This window comes from Amycolatopsis sp. NBC_00438 (genome assembly GCF_036026695.1).
Lineage (GTDB): Bacteria > Actinomycetota > Actinomycetes > Mycobacteriales > Pseudonocardiaceae > Amycolatopsis.
This window is the reverse complement of record NZ_CP107923.1, coordinates 4,359,888-4,379,917: the sequence shown is the minus strand read 5'-3', so window position 1 is coordinate 4,379,917 and position 20,030 is coordinate 4,359,888. Positions and strand designations below refer to the sequence as shown.

The 20,030-nt window shown below is 72.5% G+C and carries 20 protein-coding genes; 6 read left to right on the top strand and 14 right to left on the bottom strand.

Features of this window, described 5'->3' with window-relative positions; translation table 11 throughout:
- Positions 1-306 precede the first annotated feature (306 nt).
- From OG494_RS19275 to OG494_RS19265, 3 genes are all read right to left on the bottom strand, one after another.
- The gene (locus OG494_RS19275) at positions 307-2,136 is read right to left on the bottom strand and encodes a PQQ-dependent sugar dehydrogenase (protein WP_328457615.1); all 1,830 of its coding nucleotides are present in this window, start codon (positions 2,134-2,136) and stop codon (positions 307-309) included.
- Positions 2,137-2,313: 177 nt separating this feature from the next.
- The gene (locus OG494_RS19270) at positions 2,314-2,601 is read right to left on the bottom strand and encodes a hypothetical protein (RefSeq protein WP_328457613.1); all 288 of its coding nucleotides are present in this window, start codon (positions 2,599-2,601) and stop codon (positions 2,314-2,316) included.
- A 182-nt stretch (positions 2,602-2,783) separates the two neighbouring features.
- Positions 2,784-3,545: a S1 family peptidase gene (locus OG494_RS19265; protein ID WP_328457611.1), complete on the bottom strand. Its 762-nt coding sequence runs from the start codon at positions 3,543-3,545 to the stop codon at positions 2,784-2,786.
- Between the two features lie 185 nt (positions 3,546-3,730).
- On the opposite strand from OG494_RS19265, the gene OG494_RS19260 reads away from it, so the two are divergent.
- Positions 3,731-4,669 carry a hypothetical protein gene (locus OG494_RS19260; RefSeq protein ID WP_328457609.1) on the top strand — a complete coding sequence of 313 codons (939 nt, stop codon included), beginning with the start codon at positions 3,731-3,733 and terminating at the stop codon, positions 4,667-4,669.
- Here the strand turns inward: OG494_RS19260 and OG494_RS19255 are convergent.
- Both OG494_RS19255 and OG494_RS19250 read right to left on the bottom strand, forming a co-directional pair.
- Positions 4,611-6,020, bottom strand: coding sequence for a carboxylesterase/lipase family protein (locus OG494_RS19255; protein ID WP_328457607.1), 1,410 nt, complete (start codon positions 6,018-6,020; stop codon positions 4,611-4,613). The two genes, OG494_RS19260 and OG494_RS19255, sit on opposite strands and share 59 nt — an antisense overlap.
- An 11-nt stretch (positions 6,021-6,031) precedes the next feature.
- The gene (locus OG494_RS19250; RefSeq protein ID WP_328457605.1) at positions 6,032-6,928 is read right to left on the bottom strand and encodes an MBL fold metallo-hydrolase; all 897 of its coding nucleotides are present in this window, start codon (positions 6,926-6,928) and stop codon (positions 6,032-6,034) included.
- Between the two features lie 124 nt (positions 6,929-7,052).
- On the opposite strand from OG494_RS19250, the gene OG494_RS19245 reads away from it, so the two are divergent.
- Positions 7,053-7,886, top strand: coding sequence for a helix-turn-helix transcriptional regulator (locus OG494_RS19245; protein ID WP_328457603.1), 834 nt, complete (start codon positions 7,053-7,055; stop codon positions 7,884-7,886).
- A gap of 30 nt (positions 7,887-7,916) precedes the next feature.
- Positions 7,917-8,525 (top strand): ATP-binding cassette domain-containing protein, encoded by a 609-nt coding sequence (locus OG494_RS19240; RefSeq protein WP_442874484.1) that lies wholly within the window; start codon positions 7,917-7,919, stop codon positions 8,523-8,525.
- Here OG494_RS19240 and OG494_RS19235 read toward each other — a convergent pair.
- Complete coding sequence (locus OG494_RS19235; RefSeq protein ID WP_328457599.1) at positions 8,522-9,232, bottom strand: HAD family hydrolase; 711 nt, start codon at positions 9,230-9,232, stop codon at positions 8,522-8,524. The two genes, OG494_RS19240 and OG494_RS19235, sit on opposite strands and share 4 nt — an antisense overlap.
- Before the next feature lie 518 nt (positions 9,233-9,750).
- Here OG494_RS19235 and OG494_RS19230 point away from each other — a divergent pair.
- Both OG494_RS19230 and OG494_RS19225 read left to right on the top strand, forming a co-directional pair.
- On the top strand, positions 9,751-10,161 hold the full coding sequence (locus OG494_RS19230; protein WP_328457596.1) for an STAS domain-containing protein: 411 nt from the start codon (positions 9,751-9,753) through the stop codon (positions 10,159-10,161).
- Positions 10,162-10,215: 54 nt separating this feature from the next.
- The gene (locus OG494_RS19225) at positions 10,216-11,223 is read left to right on the top strand and encodes a zinc-dependent alcohol dehydrogenase (RefSeq protein ID WP_328458974.1); all 1,008 of its coding nucleotides are present in this window, start codon (positions 10,216-10,218) and stop codon (positions 11,221-11,223) included.
- Here OG494_RS19225 and OG494_RS19220 read toward each other — a convergent pair.
- The 8 genes from OG494_RS19220 to OG494_RS48390 form a co-directional block, all read right to left on the bottom strand.
- Complete coding sequence (locus tag OG494_RS19220; protein WP_328457594.1) at positions 11,220-11,693, bottom strand: GNAT family N-acetyltransferase; 474 nt, start codon at positions 11,691-11,693, stop codon at positions 11,220-11,222. The genes OG494_RS19225 and OG494_RS19220 overlap by 4 nt on opposite strands.
- 4 nt (positions 11,694-11,697) lie before the next feature.
- Positions 11,698-12,564: a 4-hydroxyphenyl-beta-ketoacyl-CoA hydrolase gene (gene couO / locus OG494_RS19215; protein WP_328457592.1), complete on the bottom strand. Its 867-nt coding sequence runs from the start codon at positions 12,562-12,564 to the stop codon at positions 11,698-11,700.
- A 28-nt stretch (positions 12,565-12,592) separates the two neighbouring features.
- Positions 12,593-13,486, bottom strand: a complete 894-nt coding sequence (locus OG494_RS19210; protein WP_328457590.1) for a 3-hydroxyacyl-CoA dehydrogenase NAD-binding domain-containing protein — start codon at positions 13,484-13,486, stop codon at positions 12,593-12,595.
- Positions 13,483-15,408, bottom strand: a complete 1,926-nt coding sequence (locus OG494_RS19205) for an acetoacetate--CoA ligase (protein WP_328457588.1) — start codon at positions 15,406-15,408, stop codon at positions 13,483-13,485. Before OG494_RS19205 ends, OG494_RS19210 begins: the two co-directional genes overlap by 4 nt.
- The gene (locus tag OG494_RS19200) at positions 15,405-16,172 is read right to left on the bottom strand and encodes a crotonase/enoyl-CoA hydratase family protein (RefSeq protein ID WP_328457586.1); all 768 of its coding nucleotides are present in this window, start codon (positions 16,170-16,172) and stop codon (positions 15,405-15,407) included. The genes OG494_RS19205 and OG494_RS19200 overlap by 4 nt, the downstream gene beginning before the upstream one ends.
- Positions 16,169-17,653 carry an acyl-CoA synthetase gene (locus OG494_RS19195; RefSeq protein WP_328457584.1) on the bottom strand — a complete coding sequence of 495 codons (1,485 nt, stop codon included), beginning with the start codon at positions 17,651-17,653 and terminating at the stop codon, positions 16,169-16,171. The genes OG494_RS19200 and OG494_RS19195 overlap by 4 nt, the downstream gene beginning before the upstream one ends.
- 88 nt (positions 17,654-17,741) lie before the next feature.
- Positions 17,742-18,782, bottom strand: coding sequence for a cytochrome P450 (locus tag OG494_RS19190; protein WP_328457582.1), 1,041 nt, complete (start codon positions 18,780-18,782; stop codon positions 17,742-17,744).
- 75 nt (positions 18,783-18,857) lie between these two features.
- Positions 18,858-18,983 carry a tryptorubin family RiPP precursor gene (locus OG494_RS48390; protein ID WP_442874436.1) on the bottom strand — a complete coding sequence of 42 codons (126 nt, stop codon included), beginning with the start codon at positions 18,981-18,983 and terminating at the stop codon, positions 18,858-18,860.
- 267 nt (positions 18,984-19,250) lie between these two features.
- Here OG494_RS48390 and OG494_RS19185 point away from each other — a divergent pair, with 267 nt between their 5' ends.
- Positions 19,251-20,015, top strand: coding sequence for a hypothetical protein (locus tag OG494_RS19185; protein ID WP_328457580.1), 765 nt, complete (start codon positions 19,251-19,253; stop codon positions 20,013-20,015).
- The last annotated feature ends 15 nt before the right edge of the window (positions 20,016-20,030 follow it).

Sequence of the window (20,030 nt, the reverse complement as noted above, 5' to 3'; positions counted from 1 at the left end):
CCTCCGTGCGGCGGGCACCACCCCTTTCGGCGATCGCCGAAAGGGTTGATCAGCGCCGGGATCGGTGGTGTGGTGCGGAACGGAGGTGATCAGGGGGTCGCACGTCCAGCTTCAGCCGGCGGACCTGCCCGGCGAGAGACACTCGGCACTGGCAGTCCGTAGTGGACAGTCCCGGTCCGTGGACGATCGCCTACGTCACAGCGGAGCGGTGTGCCTGCGCCGCACACCCCGCGGCGACGCGTTCGTCGACCCGCTGAACCGATCGACCACCCGCGTCGCCGGCGGAGTGCTACCGCGCCGGATCACTCAGCAGGGTTGCAGCAGCCAGCAGAGCCGGTAGTTCGCCTTGTACGTCGTGGTCGTCGCCGGGGCCACCACGTTCTGCGCCCGCGCCCCGCCATGTGCCCAGCTCGAGAAGGCGTACTTCAGGTTCAGCGGCGGGACGTTCTGCGGGCTGTCCGCGCTGATCGAGTTCGTCGACCCGGCGATCACCGTGCGGGAGAACGGCGTCCGCTGCTGGGTGCCGCCCACCGTGAGCAGCACCTGGTTCGGGCTCGACGTGAAGTTCAGCGTCACCGTCTTCGGCTGCAGCTCGACCGTCTTCGACGCCGATCGGCCCGTCGAGTCCGTCGCCGTCAAGGTCAGCTGCAGGTACGACGGGTACTCGTGGTCCGGTGCCACGAACGAACCCGACGCCACGCCGGCGAAGTCCTGGACGTTGTGCGTGTGGCACGTGCCGTTGGCCGCGCAGTGGCGGACCGCCAGCCGCCAGGACAGCGCCGCCGGCGGGAGGGTGCCGTCCTGGGCGTCGACCGCCCGGCCGGCGAACGGGATCGTCTGGCCGACCGACCAGGTCAGCGACGCAACCGGCGCGTCGATCACCGGCACCGGGTCCAGGCCCGCGGGAGTGCCGACCGTCACCCGGACCGTCGCGGTCGCCGACGCGCCGTGCGAGTCCGTCACGCGCAAGCCCGCGTCGACCGCCGCCGCGGTCGTGTACGTCCACGTCGGGCGCGGGCCCGTCGAGTCGTCGTACGCGCCGTCCGCGTCGAGGTCCCAGGCGTAGGACAAGACATCCCCGGCGTCGGGATCGGTGGAACCCGTGCCGTCGAACTGGACGGCGAGCGGCGCCGGGCCGGTGGACGGCGTCGCCGTGGCGACCGCGACCGGCGGGCGGTTGGTGCCCGCCGGGTGGCTGACGCGGTGCAGCTCACCGCTGCCGAGAGCGACGTAGAACAGGTCGCCGCCCGGGCCGCTCAGGACCTGGACCGGCGCGTTGACCCCCGTCACGAACGGCACCAGCTTGGTGGGGCTCGGCTGGCCCGCAATCGTTTGCATCGCCCAGATGCAGCCCCGCGACGAGTCCGCGAAGAACAGCGCGCCCGCGTACTCGGCCGGGTAGTTGCTGCCGGACTCGAAGGCGATCCCGCTGATCGACGAGCCGCCGGTCGGGCACGGGTCGCTCGCGACGACCTTCGCGTTGTGGTTGTAGGCGTAGAACGGCGCGGTCTGCCCGCCCGCGGAGTACAGCGACTCGCACCGGTCGAGGTTCGCACCGTCGTAGCCGGCCTGCCTGGCCGTGCCTTCGAAGCAGGGCCAGCCGAAGTTCTCCGCGACGGCGTCCCCGGCGTCCGGGACGCGGTTGATCTCCTCCCAGGTGTTCCAGCCGACGTCGCCGGCCCACAGCTCGCCGGTGCCCGGGCGGAACCCGAAGCGGAACTGGTTGCGCGCGCCGTAGGCGATCACGCGACGCGCGTTGGCGTCGGCGCTGCTCGCGAACGGGTTGCCGGGCGCGCCCTCGCCGGTGTCGGGGTTCAGGCGCAGCAGGGTTCCGTTGAGCAGCACCGGTTGCCCGGCCGCGCGGCGCGGGGACTGCGACCGCAGCGCGCCACCCTCGGCCGACGGCGGCGCGAGGTTCGTCCCGGCGGGTGACGGCGGGTCGGCGCAGGGGTTGCCGACCTGACCGTAGTCGGCGAAGTTGAAGCTCGCGCCGTCACCGCCGCCCGCGTACAGGGCGCCGTCCGGGCCGAAGGCCAGGGAGCCGATCGAATGGCTGGGGAACTGCTGGCACCAGCCGGTGACCAGCGGCTTCTCGTTGACGGCGGTGCCGGCCGGGCCCATCGTCAGCTGCGACACGCGGCCGGTGACGACACAGCCCTGGTCGGTCGCGCCCGGCGGCGTCGGGCACGTGTCACCCCAGCGAGGGGCGGTGCCGCCGGGCAGGGCGTCGAGCGTGTAGGAGACGTAGACGTACGGCCGAGCGGGGAACGCCGGGTCGACGGCGAGCCCGAGCAGGCCGCGGTCCCAGAAGTCCTAGGTCTGCGTCCGCAGGTCGGCGAACACCGCCGGGGTGCTGTCGGACAGCGAGTCGAAGACCTTGACCAGGCCGCTCTTCTCGGCGACGAACACCTTCCCGTCGGGGGCGAACGCCGCGGCGGTCGGCGAGCTGAGCCCGCCGATCGCCACGGTGTCGGTGAAGCCGGTGGGGACCGCCGCCGCGGCGGGCACGGCGGTGGCGAGCGCGACCGTCAGGGGCACGATCACTCCCGCCGCCACCGCTCGGCTGGCTTTGCGCGGGAACAGCGGGCGTCGAAAACCCATCACACGAACTCCTTGCGCCGGGGACCGGAACGAGCGTGATCGCTGTCCCGTATGCCGCGAGAAGTCCGAAAGGTGTTACATCAAGGGAGAAAATGCACTCTGATCGCGCAAACCCCTTGGGGGATAATCACCGACCGGATGCCGCCGGCCGGCCGCGCGCCGGCCGGCGACCCCGGGCCGCCTCAGACGCCGCTGGTCTGCCGGATCCAGCCGCGGCCCGCGGCGACGCTGCCGTAGGTGGTGATGCTGGACCGGTCACTGGTCGAGCAGACACCCACCTGGACCCCGCCGTCGATCATCGGGCCGCCGGAGTCGCCGCCCGCGACCGCGCCGTTGGGCGTCGAGGCCGAGATCGCCGGGCCGCCGTAGTTGTCGGACGCCGAGGTGTCGGAGATCCGGACGTCGGCGCGCTTCAGGACGTTCGACTGGTGGCTGCCCTCGTCGGTCGCCTGGGTCGCGCCCCAGCCGTAGACACGGGCGGAGTCGCCTTCTCCGGCGTCCGAGGAGCTGCTGGCGAGCGGGGCGAACGTGGTGCCGCCGTTGGTGTTCAGCTTGATCAGGGCGAGGTCGCCGCCGGACCACACGTAGGTCGACGACGCCTTCGCGTGCACGCCGCCGGACGCGCTGTTCGACCCGATGTAGAGGTCGATGTCGGACAGCCGCTGCCCGTTGTTGTCGTACATGCAGTGCTTGGCGGTCAGCACCCAGCGCGCGCCGATCAGCGTGCTGGTGCAGAAGAACGTGTAACCGTTGGCGTGGCCGTTGAAGCGGGTGATGTAACCGGGGTTCTGGGCCGTGCTGCCGCCGATGATCGACGGCGCCGCGTCGGGGGAGAGCGGCGCGGTGCTCGCCGACGCGGGGGCCGCGGCGAGCGTGGCGAGGGCGGCGCAGGAACCGGCGAGCAGCGCCGCGGCGCGGACGAACCGGCCGTGGGATTCACGCATGGGGGACTCCTCGGGGACTTCCGGTGGGGACTTCCGGTGGGGACTCACCGAAAGTAAGCGGCCGGGGTCGTCCGGGTAACCGTCCGAAGATCCGGGCCCATCAACGGAACAGGACAGATCGTTCGTCGGGTGACACCGGCCACCCGGGGTGTTAGACCGAACGGACCTACGCACGAAGGACGCGCATGTCGTTGTTCGCGGTGCATTCGCCGGGACGCCGGGAGCAGCTGGCCCACGCGCTCGCCGACGGCCCGTTCTGCCGGGCGTTGTCGCTGGCCGTCGACCAGAGCGGGCTGGGCCTCGCGCGCCTCAAGGACCGGCTGGCCGCAGCGGGCGCGCCGGTCAGCACGACCACGCTCAGCTACTGGCGCACCGGCCGCACCCGGCCCGAGCGCCCCGAGTCGCGCCGCGCGGTCACGGTGCTGGAAGACGTCCTCGGGCTGCCCGCCGGCTCGCTGACCGGCCTGCTCGACCGCCCGGACGGCGGCCGCTCCCCGGTCGGCCTGGTGCGGTGGGAACGGCTGTGGGGTCCCCGCAACGGCGTCGTCCCGGTGCTGAACTCGTTCGAAGCCGCCGACGACCCGGCGCTGGTGGTGCTGAGCCTGCACGAGTCCCTGCACGTCCGCGCCGACCGCTCGCTGTCCCGGCTGCGGGTGCGCGAGGTCGTGCGGGCCGTGGCGGAACCCGTGCAGGCCCGGGTGGTGACGCTGCGCGGGTGCGTCGCGGGCACACCGCCGCGGCTGGTGGCCACCCGGTACTGCGGGCCCGGCCGCACGGAAGTGCTGCCGGAGCACGGTTTCCTCGTCAGCGAACTGGTGCTGAGCCGATCGCTGGCCGAGGGCGAGACGGCGATCCTCGAGTACGAGTTCGACTACACCGACGGCGTCCCGGACACCAGCTACGACCGCCGCTTCCGGCACCCGGTCGCCGAGCACCTCCAGGAGGTCCACTTCGACGCGAAGGCCCTGCCGTCGTCCTGTCACGCGTATCGGCTGGACTCCCCGGACGGCCCCGAGCGCGAGACGGCCGAGGTCGTCGTGTCGCCGGTGGTGCCCGCGCACGTCTTCAGGACCGGGGTGGTGCCGGGGATCCTGGGGATGCGGTGGAGCTGGCCCGCTCGGTGAAGCGGCAGGTTTCCGATCTCGTCCAGCCGGGGTCGCCGGTGCGGGCGAAGTTGACCCACGCCGTGTGCATCCGCGTCGCCAGCTCGGCGGGCGGTTCCCCGGTGCCCAGCAGGCCTCGTGGACCGCGCAGGGCCGGGAGATCCAGGCGGTCGAAGACGAACGGCAGTTCCATCGTGTGGGCCGCGCCCAGCTGACCGTCCACTGCGGACGATCGCCAGGCGAACTCGTAGGTGTACGCGGCGCCGTGGGCTTCGGCGAGCCGACGGGTTCCGGTGCCGAACAACGCGTCACCCATGATCGCCGACCGCAGCTCACCCGCTGTCGCATGTGGACGTCGGGCGCGGTGGTCCGCCACGAGCGCGGCCGGGTCGACGGCCACCTTCGCGGCCGTCTCGAGTAGGTCTTTTTCCGTCGAGGTGGTCAGATTTCCTTGTGGTGCCAGGTAGAGCGCGCCTTCGTCGGCGTTGGTACCGATGAGCAGCGCGGCATCGGTCGCCAGGGCCTCGGCAGGTTGGCGGTCCAGCACCAGGCTGAACGCGCTCAGCCCGAGCAGCGGATCGAAGTCCGTCGCGGTCCGCAGGTCCAGGCCACCCAGCTGCGTGGCGACGAACCGCTCGTCGGGGACCTCGCCGAACGCCGCCACCGTCGGCTCGACGTCCAGCGCGGCAGCCGCCGCGTGCGTGACCCGGGCCGCCTGCTCGGGGGTGAACGCGCCCAGGCCGTTGCCGCTCTGCACGACGGCCCGCCGGAACAGGCCGGCCGCCTCGGGCGTGGCCAGGACACCGGCCGTGATGGTGGCACCGGCGGACTGGCCGGCCAGGGTGACGTTGCCGGGGTCACCGCCGAACGCCGCGATGTTCTCGCGCACCCACCGCAGCGCGGCGATGACGTCCAGGAGCCCGCGGTTGCGCGGCGCGCCGGGCAGGTCGAGGAACCCGGGGATACCGAGGCGGTAGTTGACCGTCACCAGCACCACGCCGTCGCGCGCGAACGCCGTCCCGTCGTAGAGCGGCGACCGGTTCGAGCCGGTGACGAACCCGCCGCCGTGCACGAACACGATGACCGGGCAGTCCCGGGCCGCCGGCGGGGCCCAGACACCGGCCGTGAGGTAGTCGTCGCCGCGGACCCAGCCGGTCCCGAAGTACGGCGACATGTCCAGCACGCCGAAGCCGTCCCGGCGGGGTTGCGGGGCGGTCGGCCCGGGCCGCGTCGCGTCCCGGACTCCCTCCCACGGCTCGGGTGGCCGGGGCGGCGCGAACCGGCCCGCGCCGATCGGTGGTGCGGCGTAAGGGATGTCGAGGAAGACCCCGGCGTGGCCGCGGACGTCGCCCGCGGTGGTGGTGACGATCAACGCAGTTCTCCTCAGAGCTTGCCGAACGGGGCCCAGTCCTTGATGGCGAACCGGTCGCCGTCGCGGACGACCTCGGCGCCGCCGTGGCCGCCGAGGTGGGCGGGCAGGACGAGCGCGTTCGTGTCGGCGGCCTGGCCGAGCAGCCGGCGACGGGAAGCGCGGGCCTGCGCGGGGTCTTCGCAGAAGCAGCTGTTGGTGTCGGGCTCGACGAGCTGCAGGGCCGTGTGCAGCAGGTCGCCGACGAACAGCGCGCGGTCGCCGCCCGAGTCGAGGGCGAGCACCGACGACCCCGGCGTGTGCCCCGGCGCCAGGTCGAGCGTCAGGTTCGCGTCGACGCGGTGGCTGTCCTCCCACAGCAGGGTCTGCCCGGCCTCGTGCACCGGCGCGACGCTGTCCTCGAAGACGTTCTGGTTGCCGCGCCCCAGGTTCGGCTCGTGGCCGTTGGCCGGGTTCCAGAAGTCGAAGTCGGCCTTGGGCATCAGGTAGGTGGCGTTCGGGAACGTCGGGACCCAGCGGCGGTCGTCGAGGTAGGTGTTCCAGCCGACGTGGTCGACGTGCAGGTGGGTGTTGACCACCAGGTCGACGTCCTCCGGCCGCACGCCGGCCGCCGCGAGGTTGCCGAGGAAGCCGGTGTCCAGGTGGCTCCACACCGGCGTGTACGGCCGCTCCTTGTGGTTGCCGACGCCGGTGTCGACGAGGATCGTCTTGCCTTCACTGCGCAGCAGCCAGGTCTGGATGGCCGAGACGCAGACGTGGTTCTCCCGGTCGAGGAAGTCGGGGGCGAGCCAGTCCGCGTCCCAGGCACCTTCCGGGCTTTCGGGGAAGAAGGTCTCGGGTGTCATCCCGACCGAGCCGTAGTACTCCGTGATCCGGGTGACCGTGACGTCGCCCAGCACAATCTCCTGCATGTCCGCTCCGGGGTCGCTGGTGTTTCCCCCAGCCTGCGGCGGGTTCCCGCGGGCAACCAGCCCCGCCGTTGCGTACCCCCGGCAGGGTCAGGCTCACCGCGCCGGACCGGTGTTCACTGGGGTCATGGCGGTTCTCGGCGAGTTCCTGCGGGCGCGGCGATCCCTGCTGCGCCCCGAAGACGTCGGCCTGCCCGCCTTCGGCGAACGGCGGCGCGTCGCCGGGCTGCGCGAGGAGCTGGCGCAGCTGGCCGGCGTCAGCGTGTCGTACTACACACGCCTGGAACAGGGCCAGTCCGGCAACGCGTCCGAGGCGATCCTGGACGCGCTGGCCGGGGCGCTGCGGCTCGACGAGCACGAGCGCGAACACCTGCGTGAGCTGGCCGCGCAACGCCCGCGCGCGCAACGCCGCCCGCCGCCGGAACGGCTCGACCCGCTGGTCCGCGACCTGCTGCGCTCACTGGGTGACGTGCCCGCGCTGGTCCTCGGGCGGCGCAGCGACGTGCTGGCGTGGAACCCGCTGGGCCACGCGCTGCTGGCCGGGCACGTCGACTTCACTGCACCCGAGAGGCCCGCGGACCGGCCGAACACGGCCCGGATGCTGTTCCTCGACCCGCACGTCCGCGAGCTGTACGCGGACTGGCCGCGCAAGGCCCGGGCGGTCGTCGGCAACCTGCGGGCCGTCGCCGGGCGGCACCCCGAAGACGCCCTGCTGGCGTCGCTGGTGGGGGAGCTGACCATGAAGAGCCCCGAGTTCGTCGCGCTGTGGGGCGATCACCGGGTCAAGCCGTGCGAGGCCGACTCGTACGACCTGCGGCACCCGCTGGTGGGCCCGCTGACCGTGGCCCAGCAGATCCTGACGCCCGCGCGGTCGCCGGAGCAGACCGTCGTCGTCGTGACGACCGCGGAGGGCTCGGCCTCGGAGAACACGCTCAAGCTGCTGGCCCGGTCAGGGCACTGAGCCGGCCGGGTTCCTCTTGGGCGCGGCCAGATCCGCGGCGGAGGACCTGGCCGACCTGATGACCGACGCCCCACCGGGGCCAACGGCGCCGGGAAGTCGACGATCCTGTGCGTGGCCTCGACCCAGCGGTTCCCCAGCGCGGGCACCGCCGTGGTGCTCGGCCACCGGATGGGCACGGTCGACCTGCGGGACGTCCGGACGCACATCGGGTTCGTCGGCGCGAACCAGCGGCTGCCCGACGCCGAGAACCACTACGCGCACACCGTGGTGCTGACCGGGTACAGCGGCAGTGTGCTGCCGCTGTGGGAGCGCTACGACGACACGATCCGTGACCGCGCGGCGAAGCTCCTCGAGCGGTCGGCTGCACCGGCCTCGGTGACCGGCCGGTGCGGGTGTGTTCGCAGGGCGAACGCGCCCGCATCCGGCCGGCCCGGGCGCTGCTGGCCGATCCGCTGCCGCTCCTGCTGGACGAGCCGTTCGCCGGCCTGGACGTGCCGGGACGTGAGGACCTGCCGCCGGCGCTGGAGAACCCGACCCGGGCCCAGCCCGAGCTGGCCACGCCCGCAACGGCCAACACGGTCACCGGAACGGTCACCACAGCGACCGGAACGGCCACCACAGGCCGCGGTTCGGCACTAGGTGAACAGCTCCGCCAGCGGGCTCTGGTCGAGGCCGTCGAGCAGGGCTTCGGCGTCGTCGTAGGTCGCGATGGCGCCGGCTTCGGTCAGCTCCGCCGCGCCGACGCCGCCGGAGAGCACCGCGACCGTGCGCACGCCCGCTTTGGTGGCGGCCAGGACGTCCCAGACGGAGTCCCCGACGAAGATCGTGTCCGCCGGCTCGGTGCCCGCGCGCTCCAGCGCGGCGTACACCGGTTCCGGGTCGGGCTTGGTGGCCTCGACGTCGTCGCCCGCGACGATGCCCGCGACGACGTCGTCGACGTCGAGGGCCTTGCGCTGCAGGTCGAGCTCGTCCGGCCCGGCCGACGTCGCCAGGAGCACCCGCACCCCGTGCCCGGCGATGACGCGGATCAGCGCGGCGGCCTGGTCGAAGGGCCGGAGCAGCTCGGCCGTCTCGAGGTAGAAGCGGCGGTGGAGGTCTTCGAGCCGGCTGCCGAGCTCGTCGGCGTCGGCTTGTCCGAGCAGTTCGGCGAGCAGCTTGCCGGACCCCATGCCGATCGCGCGGTGGACGCGCCAGGACGCGACGTCCCGGTCCAGTTCGCGGAACGCGCGCTGCCAGGCGTGGACGTGCAGGTAGTTGGAGTCGACGAGCGTGCCGTCGACGTCGAAGAGCACAGCGGTGGCGATGACGATCTCCTTCCGACGCTCTGGTGGTACCCGGCGGGGCACCCGCGAAACGTCGCGTCAGCCGTTATGGCGACGTGCGTCACGCGGGGAACATTTCCGCAGGCCGTGCGTTGTACAGACTGTCGGTACGGTGGTGTCCCCGAGCCTCACCCCATGCCTTCGCGGAGTGCCAGTCCGGCTGGCGCCGTGGAGCGCCACTCGCCGCGAGGCGACCCCCGTACCGGCCTGTGTCTCCCGCTTCCGCTCGCAGGTACCCCCAGCCTTCGCCGAGCGGGAGCGGGTCCTTTTTGTCCACTGTGGACCCGTTTCTTCGACAGTGCGCTGTCGGGCCGCTCCGCGCATCCGCGCACTTCACCCGGCCGTGGCGGTTGGCGTGGGTACTCCTCCTCCATGGGACAGGCGGTGGAGTGCGGCTCGCCCGTTGGGCGGGGTTGCGCCGGGTGGACGGGAGGCTACGCTGCGAGGGTACGGTTCAGGCAACAGCCGTTACCCCCATTCCGGTCTGCGTCCGAGCGGGACTCCCGCCCGGCACTTCAATCTGTGAACGAAGGCGTCTGCCGATGTTGGTAGTGCAGCACCCCGCGACGGCGATCCCCGTGACCCGCGCGGGCGCCGGTGCGTTCGATATCAAGGTGATCCGCCCCTACTTCGGTGCCGTGATGGTCCGGATCCGGGGCGCCCTCGACGAAGAGAGCGCCGGGCAGCTCGATGCGGTCCTGGCCACGTGGGCCCACCGCAAGTTCCCCGTCCTGGTGCTCGACCTCTCGGAGGTCGACCTCCTGGACGCGGCCGGCCTGGACGCCCTGGTCGACATCCACCTCCGGACCCAGCGGGAGAGCACCACCCTGCGCGTCGTCCCGGGCGACAACCGGGTCGTGCGCCGGGCGCTGTCGGACACCGGGCTCGACCACGCGCTCAACGTCAGCCCGCTGCCCGCCGGCTGGGAGCGCGCGACGGAGATCCCCGGCTGACCCGGCTGGCGCGCCGGCCCGCTCCCGGGTGAGACTTCCCGGGTGATCACCTCGATGCGGGCCTTCGTGCTCACCGGCCCGCGGGAGTTCTCGGTGCAGGACGTCCCCGTGCCCGAAGCCGTCCCCGGTGAGGTGGTCGTCGACGTCGAACGCGCCGGCGTCTGCGGCACCGACGTCGAGTTCTTCACCGGCGAAATGGCCTACCTGCACCAGGGCCACTCGGCGTACCCGATGCGGCTCGGGCACGAGTGGGCCGGCACCGTCTCGGCCGTCGGCGACGGCGTCGACCCGGGGTGGCTCGGGCGCCGCGTCATGGGTGACACCATGCTCGGCGACCGGACCTGCCGCCGCTGCCGCAAAGGGCACCAGCACACCTGCGCGCGCCGCGAGGAAGTCGGCATCCGCGGCGGGCGGCCCGGCGCGCTGGCCGAACGCATCGCCGTCCCCGCGTGGTCGCTGCACGCGCTGCCCGGCACCGTCGACGCCGTCCTCGGGGCCCTGGTCGAGCCGGGTGGCAACGCCCTGCGCGCGGCGCAGGCCGCCGGCGTCGGGCCCGGTGATCGCGCGCTCGTCCTGGGGCCCGGGACGATCGGGCTGCTCGTCGCGATGTTCCTGCGCGCGGCCGGCGCCGAGGTGCACCTGCTGGGCCGCGACGAGCCCACCCTCGCCTTCGCCCGCACGCTCGGCTTCGCGCACGCCTGGACCCGCGAAACGCGCCCCGACCTGCCGTTCGACGCGGTCGTCGACGCGTCCAACGCCGTCGAGCTGCCCGCGCTGGCCCTCGACCTGGTCGAGCCGGCCGGCCGGGTCGTCTACATCGGACTGGCCGGGCAGCCGAGCCGGATCGACACCCGCGAGCTGGTCCTGAAGGACGTCACGGCCGTCGGCATCCTGTCCGCGTCACCCGGTCTGGCCGACACGATCGACGCCTACGCGAGCGGCGCCGTCGACCCGCGCCCGCTGGTCGCGGCGACCGTCGGGCTCGACGAGGCCGGGGCGGTGCTGGCGGGCGAGCACGCCGCGGGTCCCGGCCCGAAGATCCACGTCGACCCGCGGCGCTAGTCGAGCCGCAGGATGGTTTCCTCGATCTCTGCGCCCCGGGCGTTCGCGTACCCGGTGTCGGTGCCGACGACGGTGAAGCCCGCCCGCTGCAGGACTCGCAACGATCCGGCGTTGTCGCTGGCCGCCCGCGCGTGCAGGGGCCGGACCTCGACCGCGTCGAGCAGCAGGGCAAGCGCTTGCCCGGCGATGCCCTGCCCCCACACCGCCCGGTCGATCCAGTACGTGATCTCGGTGTCGCCCTCGACGACGAACGCGGCGATGCTGCCGACGAGGACGCCGTCGCGGGTCACCGCGCGGTGGGTGATCCCGTCGGAGAACCGCACCTTCGTCATGTGCGCGTCGAACGCGTCGCGGTCGTCGGGGTCCTTGTGGGTGAACGCGGCCATCCGGACCGACTCGGGGTCCCGCTGCTGCTCGAACAGCGTGTCGAGATCGGCGTCTTCGACCGGCCGGAGTGCTATCGCTGCCACCGGCTCAGGATAGGCCGAGCAGCCGGATCGCGTTGTCCTTCAGGATCATCGGCCGCACCTCGTCCTTGATGTCCAGCTCGGCGAAGTCGGCCAGCCACCGGTCCGGCGTGATGACCGGGAAGTCCGAGCCGAACAGGACCTTGCGCTTCAGCAGCGTGTTCGCCGCGCGGACCAGCTGGGGCGGGAAGTACTTCGGGGACCAGCCGGACAGGTCGATGTAGACGTTCGCCTTGTGCGTCGCCACCGAGATCGCCTCGTCCTGCCACGGCACCGACGGGTGCGCCAGGATGATCGTCAGGTGCGGGAAGTCGGCGGCGACGTCGTCGAGCAGCATCGGGTTCGAGTAGCGCAGCTTGATGCCACGCCCGCCCGGCAGGCCCGCGCCGATCCCGGTCTGGCCGGTGTGGAACAGCGCCGGGACGCCGAGCTCGCCGATCGCCTCGTACAGCGGGTAGAACCGCGGGTCGTTCGGCTCGAAGCCCTGCAGGCTGGGGTGGAACTTGAACCCGCGGACGCCGTGTTCGGCGACGAGCCGGCGCGCCCGGTGCACGGCCGCCTTGCCGGAGTGCGGGTCGACCGAGCCGAACGGGATGAGCACGTCCGGGTGCTCGGCGGCCGCGTCGGCGATCTCCTCGCTCGAGAGCGCGGGGTGCCCGGTGGCGGCCGGCGCCTCGACCGTGAACACGACGGCGGCCATCTTGCGGGCGCGGTAGTGCTCGGCGATGGCCGTCACGGTCGGGGTCCGGTCCTGGTCGGCGCGGAAGTACTTCGCGGACGCGTCGAGCAGCTCCCGGTCCAGCGCGAAACAGCCGTGGCCGTCCTGCTCGACGTGGGTGTGGACGTCGAGGGCGGTCAGTGCGGAAAGGTCCACCGAAATCTCCGTCGTCGGATCGGGATGGTCAGGGCAGGTCGGGGTGCGCGGCCTTGGCGGCCAGCAGCTGGTCGAGGACGGCGTCGCGCGCGGCGACGAGCCGGGCCTGGTCGGTTTCGGCCAGTTCGGCGTCCACCCCCGCGACGAGCGTCTCGGCGAGCTCCGGCGTCAGGTGGACCTGGCCGAGGTCGCGCCACCACTGCTCGGTGGGCGGGCCGAGGTGCCGCAGGATGTGCGCCAGGCCGCCGGCGCCGCCGGAGAGGTGCTGGTTGACGAACGGGCCGAGCACCGCCCAGCGCAGCCCGGGCCCGTACGCGATCGCCGTGTCGATGTCGGCGACCGTCGCGACCCCGCGTTCGACCAGCGAGTACGCCTCCTGCCACAGCGCGGCCTGCAGCCGGTTCGCGATGTGGCCGGGGACCTCCCGCGACAGCCGGATCGGGCGCTTCCCGACCGACGTGTAGAACGCCACCGCCCGGTCGACGACCTCGGGCGCGGTGTCGCGGCCGGGCACGACCTCGACGAGCGGGATCAGGTGCGGCGGGTTGAACGGGTGCCCGATCACGACCCGCTCGGGGTGGCGCGGGCAGCCGCGGGCGATGACGCTGGGCAGCAGCCCGGACGAGCTGCTCGCCAGGACCACGTCCGGCCGCGCGGCCTCGTCGAGGACGGCGAACAGCGCGTGCTTGACGTCTTCGCGCTCCGGACCGTTCTCCTGCACGAAGTCCGCCGCGGCGGCCGCCTCCCCGGCGTCGGCGACGAACCGCAGCCGATCCGTCGGCGTGCCTTCGAGAGCACCGCGCAACCGGTCTTCGGCGTCCGGTGCCGGATCGGCGGCGACGACGTCGAGGCCGTGGGCGAGGAAGAGCCTCGCCCAGCTCGCGCCGATCACGCCGGTGCCGACGACCGCGACGGTGCTCATGCGCGCGCCCGGAAGTGGTCGAGGGCGCTGGGATCGGCCAGGACGTCCCGGCCGACGACGTCTTCCGCGCGGGCGCCGAGCAGGAGTTTCTTCACGGGCAGCTCCAGTTTCTTCCCGGTGCGGTTGCGCGGGATCACCGGGACGGCGGTGATCTCGTCGGGCACGTGCCGCGGCGACAGCGCGCTCTTCAACGCGCTCTTGATGCGGCGGCGCAGGTCGTCGTCCAGCGCGCCGTCGCGAAGCACGACGTAGAGGCGAAGGTCGCCGTTGCCGCCCGCCGGGTCTTCGAGGTGCACGACCAGGGAGTCGTCGATCTCCGGCAGCTCCTCGACGACCGTGTAGAACTCGGCGGTGCCGAGGCGGACGCCGCCGCGGTTGAGGGTGGCGTCGGAGCGGCCGGCGATGACGCAGCCGCCGTCCGGCGAGAAGCGCACCCAGTCGCCGTGCCGCCACACACCGGGGTAGTCGGCGAAATACGTTGCGCGGTAACGGGAATCCGGGTCCGTGACCGGGAGGTCACCCCAGAACCCGACCGGCATGGACGGCATCGGCGCGGTGATCACGAGCTCGCCCAGTTCCCCGACGACCGGCTTGCCGCGGGAGTCGAACGCCCGCGCGTCGACGCCCAGGCAGGGTCCCGAGATCTCCCCGGCCCACACGGGTTGCAGGGGGCTGCCCTGGACGATCCCGCTGCAGACGTCGGTGCCGCCGCTGCCGACGTTGAGCAGGACATCGGGGAACCGGTCGGCGACCCACCGGTAGCCCTCGGCGGGCAGCGGGCTGCCCGCCGCGCCGATCTGGCGCAGCGCCGAGAGGTCCAGGTCCGCCGCCGGGTCGAGGTCCGCTTTCCGGCACGCCATCAGGAAACCCGGGCTCGCGCCCAGCAGCGTCACGCGGGTTTCGGCGGCGAGCCGCCACTGCCAGGCCAGGTCCGGGTGCAGCGGGTTGCCGTCGACCAGCACGATCGACGCGCCGGTGAGCAGGCCGGACACCAGCGCGTTCCACATCATCCAGGCGGTGGTGGAGAACCACAGCATCCGGTCACCGGGGCGCAGGTCCCAGCTGAGACCGTGGTTCTTGAGGTGCTCCAGCAGCAGCCCGCCGTGGCCGTGCACGATCGGCTTCGGTTTTCCCGTGGTGCCGGAGGAGAACAGCACGCACAGCGGGTGCGCGAACCCGACCGGCTCGAACCCCGGCTCACCCGGATTGTCCAGCAGGTCCGTCCAGCCGGTGGCGTCGTCGCCGTACGCGACCCGGACGACATGCTCGATGCTCGGCAGCCCGGCCACGATCTCCGCGACTTCACTTCGGCGATCGATGTCCTTGGTGCCGTACCGATATCCCGAGACGGTCAGCAGCACCTTCGGCTCGACCTGCCCGAACCGGTCGAGCACCGCGCGGGCGCCGAACTCCGGCGCGCAGGACGCCCACACCGCGCCGAGGCCGGCGACGGCCAGGTACGCGACGACCGCCTCGGGGATGTTCGGCAGGTAGGCCACGACCCGGTCACCGCGTCCGACGCCCAGCCGCTTGAGACCGGCGCGGGCTTTCGCGACCTGGTCGCGCAGTTCTGCCCAGGTCAGCTCGTGGCGTGGGCGCGTCTGGGAATACGCGATGACGGCGACCTCGTCGTCGGGCCGGTGGCTGAGCGCGTGCTCGGCGTAGTTGAGCGTCGCGCCCGGGAACCACTCGGTGCCCGGCATCCGCGGATCGGGGACCACCGCCGTTTCGCCGGTGTGGAAGCGAACCCCGAAGTAGTCGCGGATCGACGACCAGAAGCCGTCGAGGTCGGTCACCGACCAGCGGTGCAGGCTCGCGTAGTCCTCGAAGCCGAGGCCGCGCTGGGTGGCCAGCCAGCCGAGGTAGCGGCCGATTTCCGTGGTGTCGCGGACATCGCCGGCGACCGGGCGCAACGCCGTCATCGGGCGACCTTCGCCGCGCGCTTGTCGAGGAACGCCCGCATCCGGTCCTGGGCCTCGGCGCTGCCACTGGCGACGGCCGCCATCAGCGCCTCCAGCAGGTACCCCTCGGCGGGGTTGGCCTCGGCGATGCGCGGCAGCGCCTGCAGCACCGCGAACGTCGTGATCGGCGACGCCGCGGCGATCTTGCGGGCCAGGCCGAGCGCGTGCTCCAGGCCCTCGCCCGGCCCGACGCGGTAGTGCGACAGCCCGGCGGCGTGCCCCTCGTCGGCGTCGAGGACGCGGCCGGTCAGCATCAGGTCGGTCATCCGGTGCGCGCCGATCAGCCGCGGCACCCGCACCGAACCGCCGCCGCCGACGAACAGGCCGCGCTGGCCCTCCGGCAGGGCGTAGAACGCCGTCGACTCGGCGACGCGGATGTGCGTGGCCGACGCGAGTTCGAGGCCGCCGCCGATCACCGCGCCCTTGAGCACCGCGACAACCGGGACGCGGCCGCGTTCGATCCGCTCGAAGGCGCGGTGCCACATCATCGAGTGCTGCAGGCCCTCGAAGGCGTCCCGCTCGGTGAGCTCCGACAGGTCGAGCCCGGCGGAGAAGTGGTCGCCTTCGGCGTCGAGCACGACGGCTTTCACCTCGGCCGGCGGCGCGCTGAAGAACGCTTCGAGGGCCAGGACGGTGGCGTCGTCGAGCGCGTTGCGCTTCTTCGGCCGCGACAGCCGCAGCACCGCGACGTCGTCGTGCAGTTCGAGGTGCAGGGTGCTGGTCATGGGACTCCGTAGGTTTGTGCGGCTTGCTTGCGCAGCTCGACGCGGCGGATCTTGCCGGTGGCGTTGCGCGGCAACGCTTCGACGAACCGGACGTACTTCGGCACCTTGTAGCGGGCCAGGTGCTGTTCCAGGTGCGCGCGGAACGCGGCTTCGTCCGGCTCCGCGCCGTCACGGGCGACGACGTAGGCGGCGCCGACCTCACCCCAGCGCTCGTCCGGCACGCCGACCACGGCACAGGCGTCGACGGCGTCGAGCTGGACGGCGATCGCCTCGATCTCGGCGGGGTAGACGTTCTCGCCGCCGGAGATGATCAGGTCTTTGACCCGGTCGACGATGTGGGCCCAGCCGTCGTCTTCGACGCGGACGACGTCGCCGGTGCGGAACCAGCGCTCGCCGGCGAAGCTCGTGGCCGTCTCCTCGGGCCGGTTCCAGTAGCCGGTGAAGACGTGCGGGCCGCGGACGAGCAGTTCGGCGGGCTCCGCGCTCAGCGGTCTGCCGCCGTCGGCGGCGACGTCGGTGAAGAAGTGCGGCACGCCCGCAGCGACCGGGTGGTCGAGCGTGCCGTCGTGGGTGGCCATGAAGACGCCGGGGGAGGCCTCGGTCATGCCGTAGCCCTGCAGCAGCCGGACGCCGCGGTCGAGCCACGCCCGCGCGACGCGTTCGGCGACCGGCGAGCCGCCGTAGAGCACGCAGGTCAGCGAGCTGAGGTCGGTGGCCGCCCACGACTCGTGGCGGCACATCATCTCCAGCATCGTGGGGACGGCGGAGAAGCTGGTGATCCCGGCTTCGGCGATGCGGGCGAGGATCGTGCCGGCGTCGAACTTGGCGACCGGCTCGACGCAGCCGCCTTTGAACAGCGTCGGCAGCGTGATCTGGCCCAGGCCGACGCAGTGGAACAGCGGCGCGATGCAGAGGGCCTTGTCGGTGCCGAGGACGTCCAGGTGGGCGAGCTGGTTGACGGTGTTCCAGGTCAGGTTGCCGTGGGTGAGGACCGCCGCCTTCGGCCGGCCGGTGGTGCCGGAGGTGTAGAGCAGCAGGCACGGGTCGTCGAGGCCGACCTCGGGTTCGGGCGGTGTTCCGCTGCCGGCTTCGCCGGCTTTCACGAGCTGGATTTCGTGGGGGCCGGCCGCCGCGACGAGGTCGTCGGCGTCCGGGCTGTGCACGAGGAGCGACGCGCCGCTGTCGCCGAGCATGTAGCGGATCTCGGCGGGGGAGAGGCGGTAGTTGAGCGGCACGAAGATCGCGCCGCAGCGGGCGGTGGCGAAGAGCGTCTCGAAGACGGCGATGTCGTTGACGCCGAGGTAGGCGACCCGATCGCCCGGCCGCACGCCGCGCCGGGTCAGCTCACCGGCCAGCCGGTCGACGTTCTCGGCGAGCCGGGCGTAGGTGAGGGTGCGGCCGTCCTGCACCAGCGCGGTGCGGCCGGGGTCGATCCGGGCCCGCCGCGCCGGCCAGCTGCCCAGGCCGAAGTCCGCGCTCATCGCCACGCCTCCTGATATCAGGGAACCTGATAAGACTCAGGATGCGCGCGTACCGCGGCGGGTGTCAAGAGTTGCCGACACAGCCTTGTCAGCGGCGTACGACCCGCAGGTCGGCCACCTCCAGGAGACCGTCGAGGTCGACGTGCGCTTTGAGCTGCCGCGGGTCGGGTGCCAGGCCCTGGGCGCGGACGACGTCCAGCAGGCGGCCGGCCAGCGGCAACACCATGTGACGGCCCCAGCAGCGTTCACTCACGTGGCCGAACGGCAGGTAGCCCGGCTGGGTGTCGGCGTCCAGGTCCGCCCAGCGCTCGGGGAGGAACTCGTCGGGGTCGTCCCAGAGCGCGGGGGAGCGGTGGCTGACGATCGGCAGTAGCAGGAGGTCGTCACCGGGGCCGATGCGGGCGTCGACCTCCGTGTACTCCGGCGAGCGGACCCGCAGGATGTTCCACGACGGCGGCAGCAGCCGCAGGGCCTCGTTGATCACGTGCTCGTTCGGGACGTCGTCGGCGAACGGCGCGCCGAGCCAGACCGCGTTGGTGACCAGGGCGGCGACCGTGAAGCAGATGGGGGCGGCGACGCGGCGGTAGAGGTACATCCGGAAGCGCCGCTCGGCGAAGTCGTCCGCCGCGAGGACCTGCCGCGCGAGCGTGGACAGCTCGCGGCCCGCGGCCGACGGCGGGAACAGCGCGGACCCGGCCGTGACGGCCGACCAGGTGAGCTTCGGGGTCAGCTCCAGCCGCCGGTCGACGAGCGTCCGGAACCGGCGGGTTTCGGCGCCGAAGACCAGGTCACGGAGGTGGTCGTGCGGTACGGCGGGCCATTTCCCGGTGAGGTCGGGGTGGCCCGCGGGCTTCTTGAGCGCGGCCCGGACGTCCGCGCCGACGGCCTGCATCAGGCTCGCGGACTCCGTTCGGGTGACGTGGCGTCCGAGGACGGGCTTGAACGTGGGCCGTTCCTCGCCGTTCGCCGGGCGGGCCTTCAGCAGGGCGTTCATCAGATCGGGGTCGGCGACGCCGATGGTGTCCGGTTCGAGCCGGAAGAGCTCGCCGCCGCGGTGCTCCCGCAGCAGCTGGTCGATCCGGGGCGCGAAGACAGTGCGTTTTGTCCGGTTGCCGGCGGCGATGACCACTCTTTTCGCGCTCCTTCGAGGAAAGCGGAGGGCCGGTTCCGGTATTATCCGGAACCGGCCCCTCCGGTCAGGGGATCAGATCCAGCCGTACCAGGCGTAGGCCTTCAGGCTCTTTGCGGGGAGCGCTTTCTTGACGAGACGGACAAGCTTCACCGACGTCCTCCTTCGTTCGTGTGAAAGGGATCTCGCGGCCGCGACCATCCGGGGACCACATTACGGGGACGGCACACCGGTTGGTCAAGAACGAACTTTCGATTGTCCATTCCTTGTCCGGTCACCGGTGAGCGGGAATGTCCTACGAACGTCGGTATTGATCGATTTTGCGTTCGATGCTGAGGAATAGTTTTACACACACGTATTTCATTCTTCACATTCGTGTCTCCGGCGGCATGTTCAAGACGGCCCTCGGGTGGGTAGCCGGGTGGTGTGGTGGGCGACGTCCGCCGAGACGAGTGGAGAGGTGAAGCCATGGGCGACGCTGCGGTCGGGCAACGAGTGAAGACGGCGGCGGCCGGCGTGCGGGAGCTCGCCGTCGAGGCCGCGCGAGTGGGCGCGGACGCGGCCGCGCGGGCGGTGGAGATCACCGACCGGAAGCTGGCCGAGGGGGCGGACGAGCTCGCCGAGGTCGGCCGCAAGGCGACGAAGGACTTCGACAAGGGCACGCGCGCGTCCCGCCGTGAGCTGCGGGTGAACTCCGTCGCCGCGCGCGACGAGGTGCTGGCCCGCGCGGTCAAGATGCGCGACCCGGGCCGGAAGGCCGCGGAGGCGGTCGCCGCCGTGGTCGGGTCGAGGGGTGACTCCGGCCGCAAGCGCCGCAAGACGGTGGCGACGGCGAAGAAGGACCTGACGGCGGCCCTGGCCGAGGCCAAGAGCGCGGCCCGGGGCGAGCGGCCGAAGAAGAACCGCTGGCCGTGGGTGATCGGCGTGGCCGTCCTGGCCGCGGGTGCGGCCGCCGTGCTGCGCGCGAGGCGGGGCAACCCGCTGGCGGAGCCGCAGCTCCACGAGGCCGACCCGGTCGCGGAGCAGGCACTGGCCAACGGCAGCGCGCCGAAGCCGCCGGTGACCCCGGCAACGCCCCCGCCGGCCCCGCAGAACGGCGCGAAGCACGCGGCGGCCCCGGCGAAGCCGCCGGCCACCCCGACGAGCGGCACGAAGCCCGTGGCTGTCCCGCCGAATCCGCCGGTGACTCCGCCGAAGCCCGCGCCGAGCACGGAGAACAGCCCGAAGAAGTAGTACGCGCAACAGGCT

Bases quoted from the DNA above. Each gene is read 5' to 3' on its own strand.
- OG494_RS19210 (WP_328457590.1), bottom strand. From the start codon at position 13,486: ATGAGCACCGTCGCGGTCGTCGGCACCGGCGTGATCGGCGCGAGCTGG.
- OG494_RS19245 (WP_328457603.1), top strand. From the start codon at position 7,053: ATGGCGGTTCTCGGCGAGTTCCTGCGGGCGCGGCGATCCCTGCTGCGC.
- OG494_RS19195 (WP_328457584.1), bottom strand. From the start codon at position 17,653: ATGAGCGCGGACTTCGGCCTGGGCAGCTGGCCGGCGCGGCGGGCCCGG.
- OG494_RS19185 (WP_328457580.1), top strand. From the start codon at position 19,251: ATGGGCGACGCTGCGGTCGGGCAACGAGTGAAGACGGCGGCGGCCGGC.
- OG494_RS19260 (WP_328457609.1), top strand. From the start codon at position 3,731: ATGTCGTTGTTCGCGGTGCATTCGCCGGGACGCCGGGAGCAGCTGGCC.
- OG494_RS19265 (WP_328457611.1), bottom strand. From the start codon at position 3,545: ATGCGTGAATCCCACGGCCGGTTCGTCCGCGCCGCGGCGCTGCTCGCC.
- OG494_RS19270 (WP_328457613.1), bottom strand. From the start codon at position 2,601: ATGGGTTTTCGACGCCCGCTGTTCCCGCGCAAAGCCAGCCGAGCGGTG.
- OG494_RS19230 (WP_328457596.1), top strand. From the start codon at position 9,751: ATGTTGGTAGTGCAGCACCCCGCGACGGCGATCCCCGTGACCCGCGCG.
- OG494_RS19250 (WP_328457605.1), bottom strand. From the start codon at position 6,928: ATGCAGGAGATTGTGCTGGGCGACGTCACGGTCACCCGGATCACGGAG.
- OG494_RS19225 (WP_328458974.1), top strand. From the start codon at position 10,216: ATGCGGGCCTTCGTGCTCACCGGCCCGCGGGAGTTCTCGGTGCAGGAC.
- OG494_RS19200 (WP_328457586.1), bottom strand. From the start codon at position 16,172: ATGACCAGCACCCTGCACCTCGAACTGCACGACGACGTCGCGGTGCTG.
- OG494_RS48390 (WP_442874436.1), bottom strand. From the start codon at position 18,983: ATGGTCGCGGCCGCGAGATCCCTTTCACACGAACGAAGGAGGACGTCG.
- OG494_RS19205 (WP_328457588.1), bottom strand. From the start codon at position 15,408: ATGACGGCGTTGCGCCCGGTCGCCGGCGATGTCCGCGACACCACGGAA.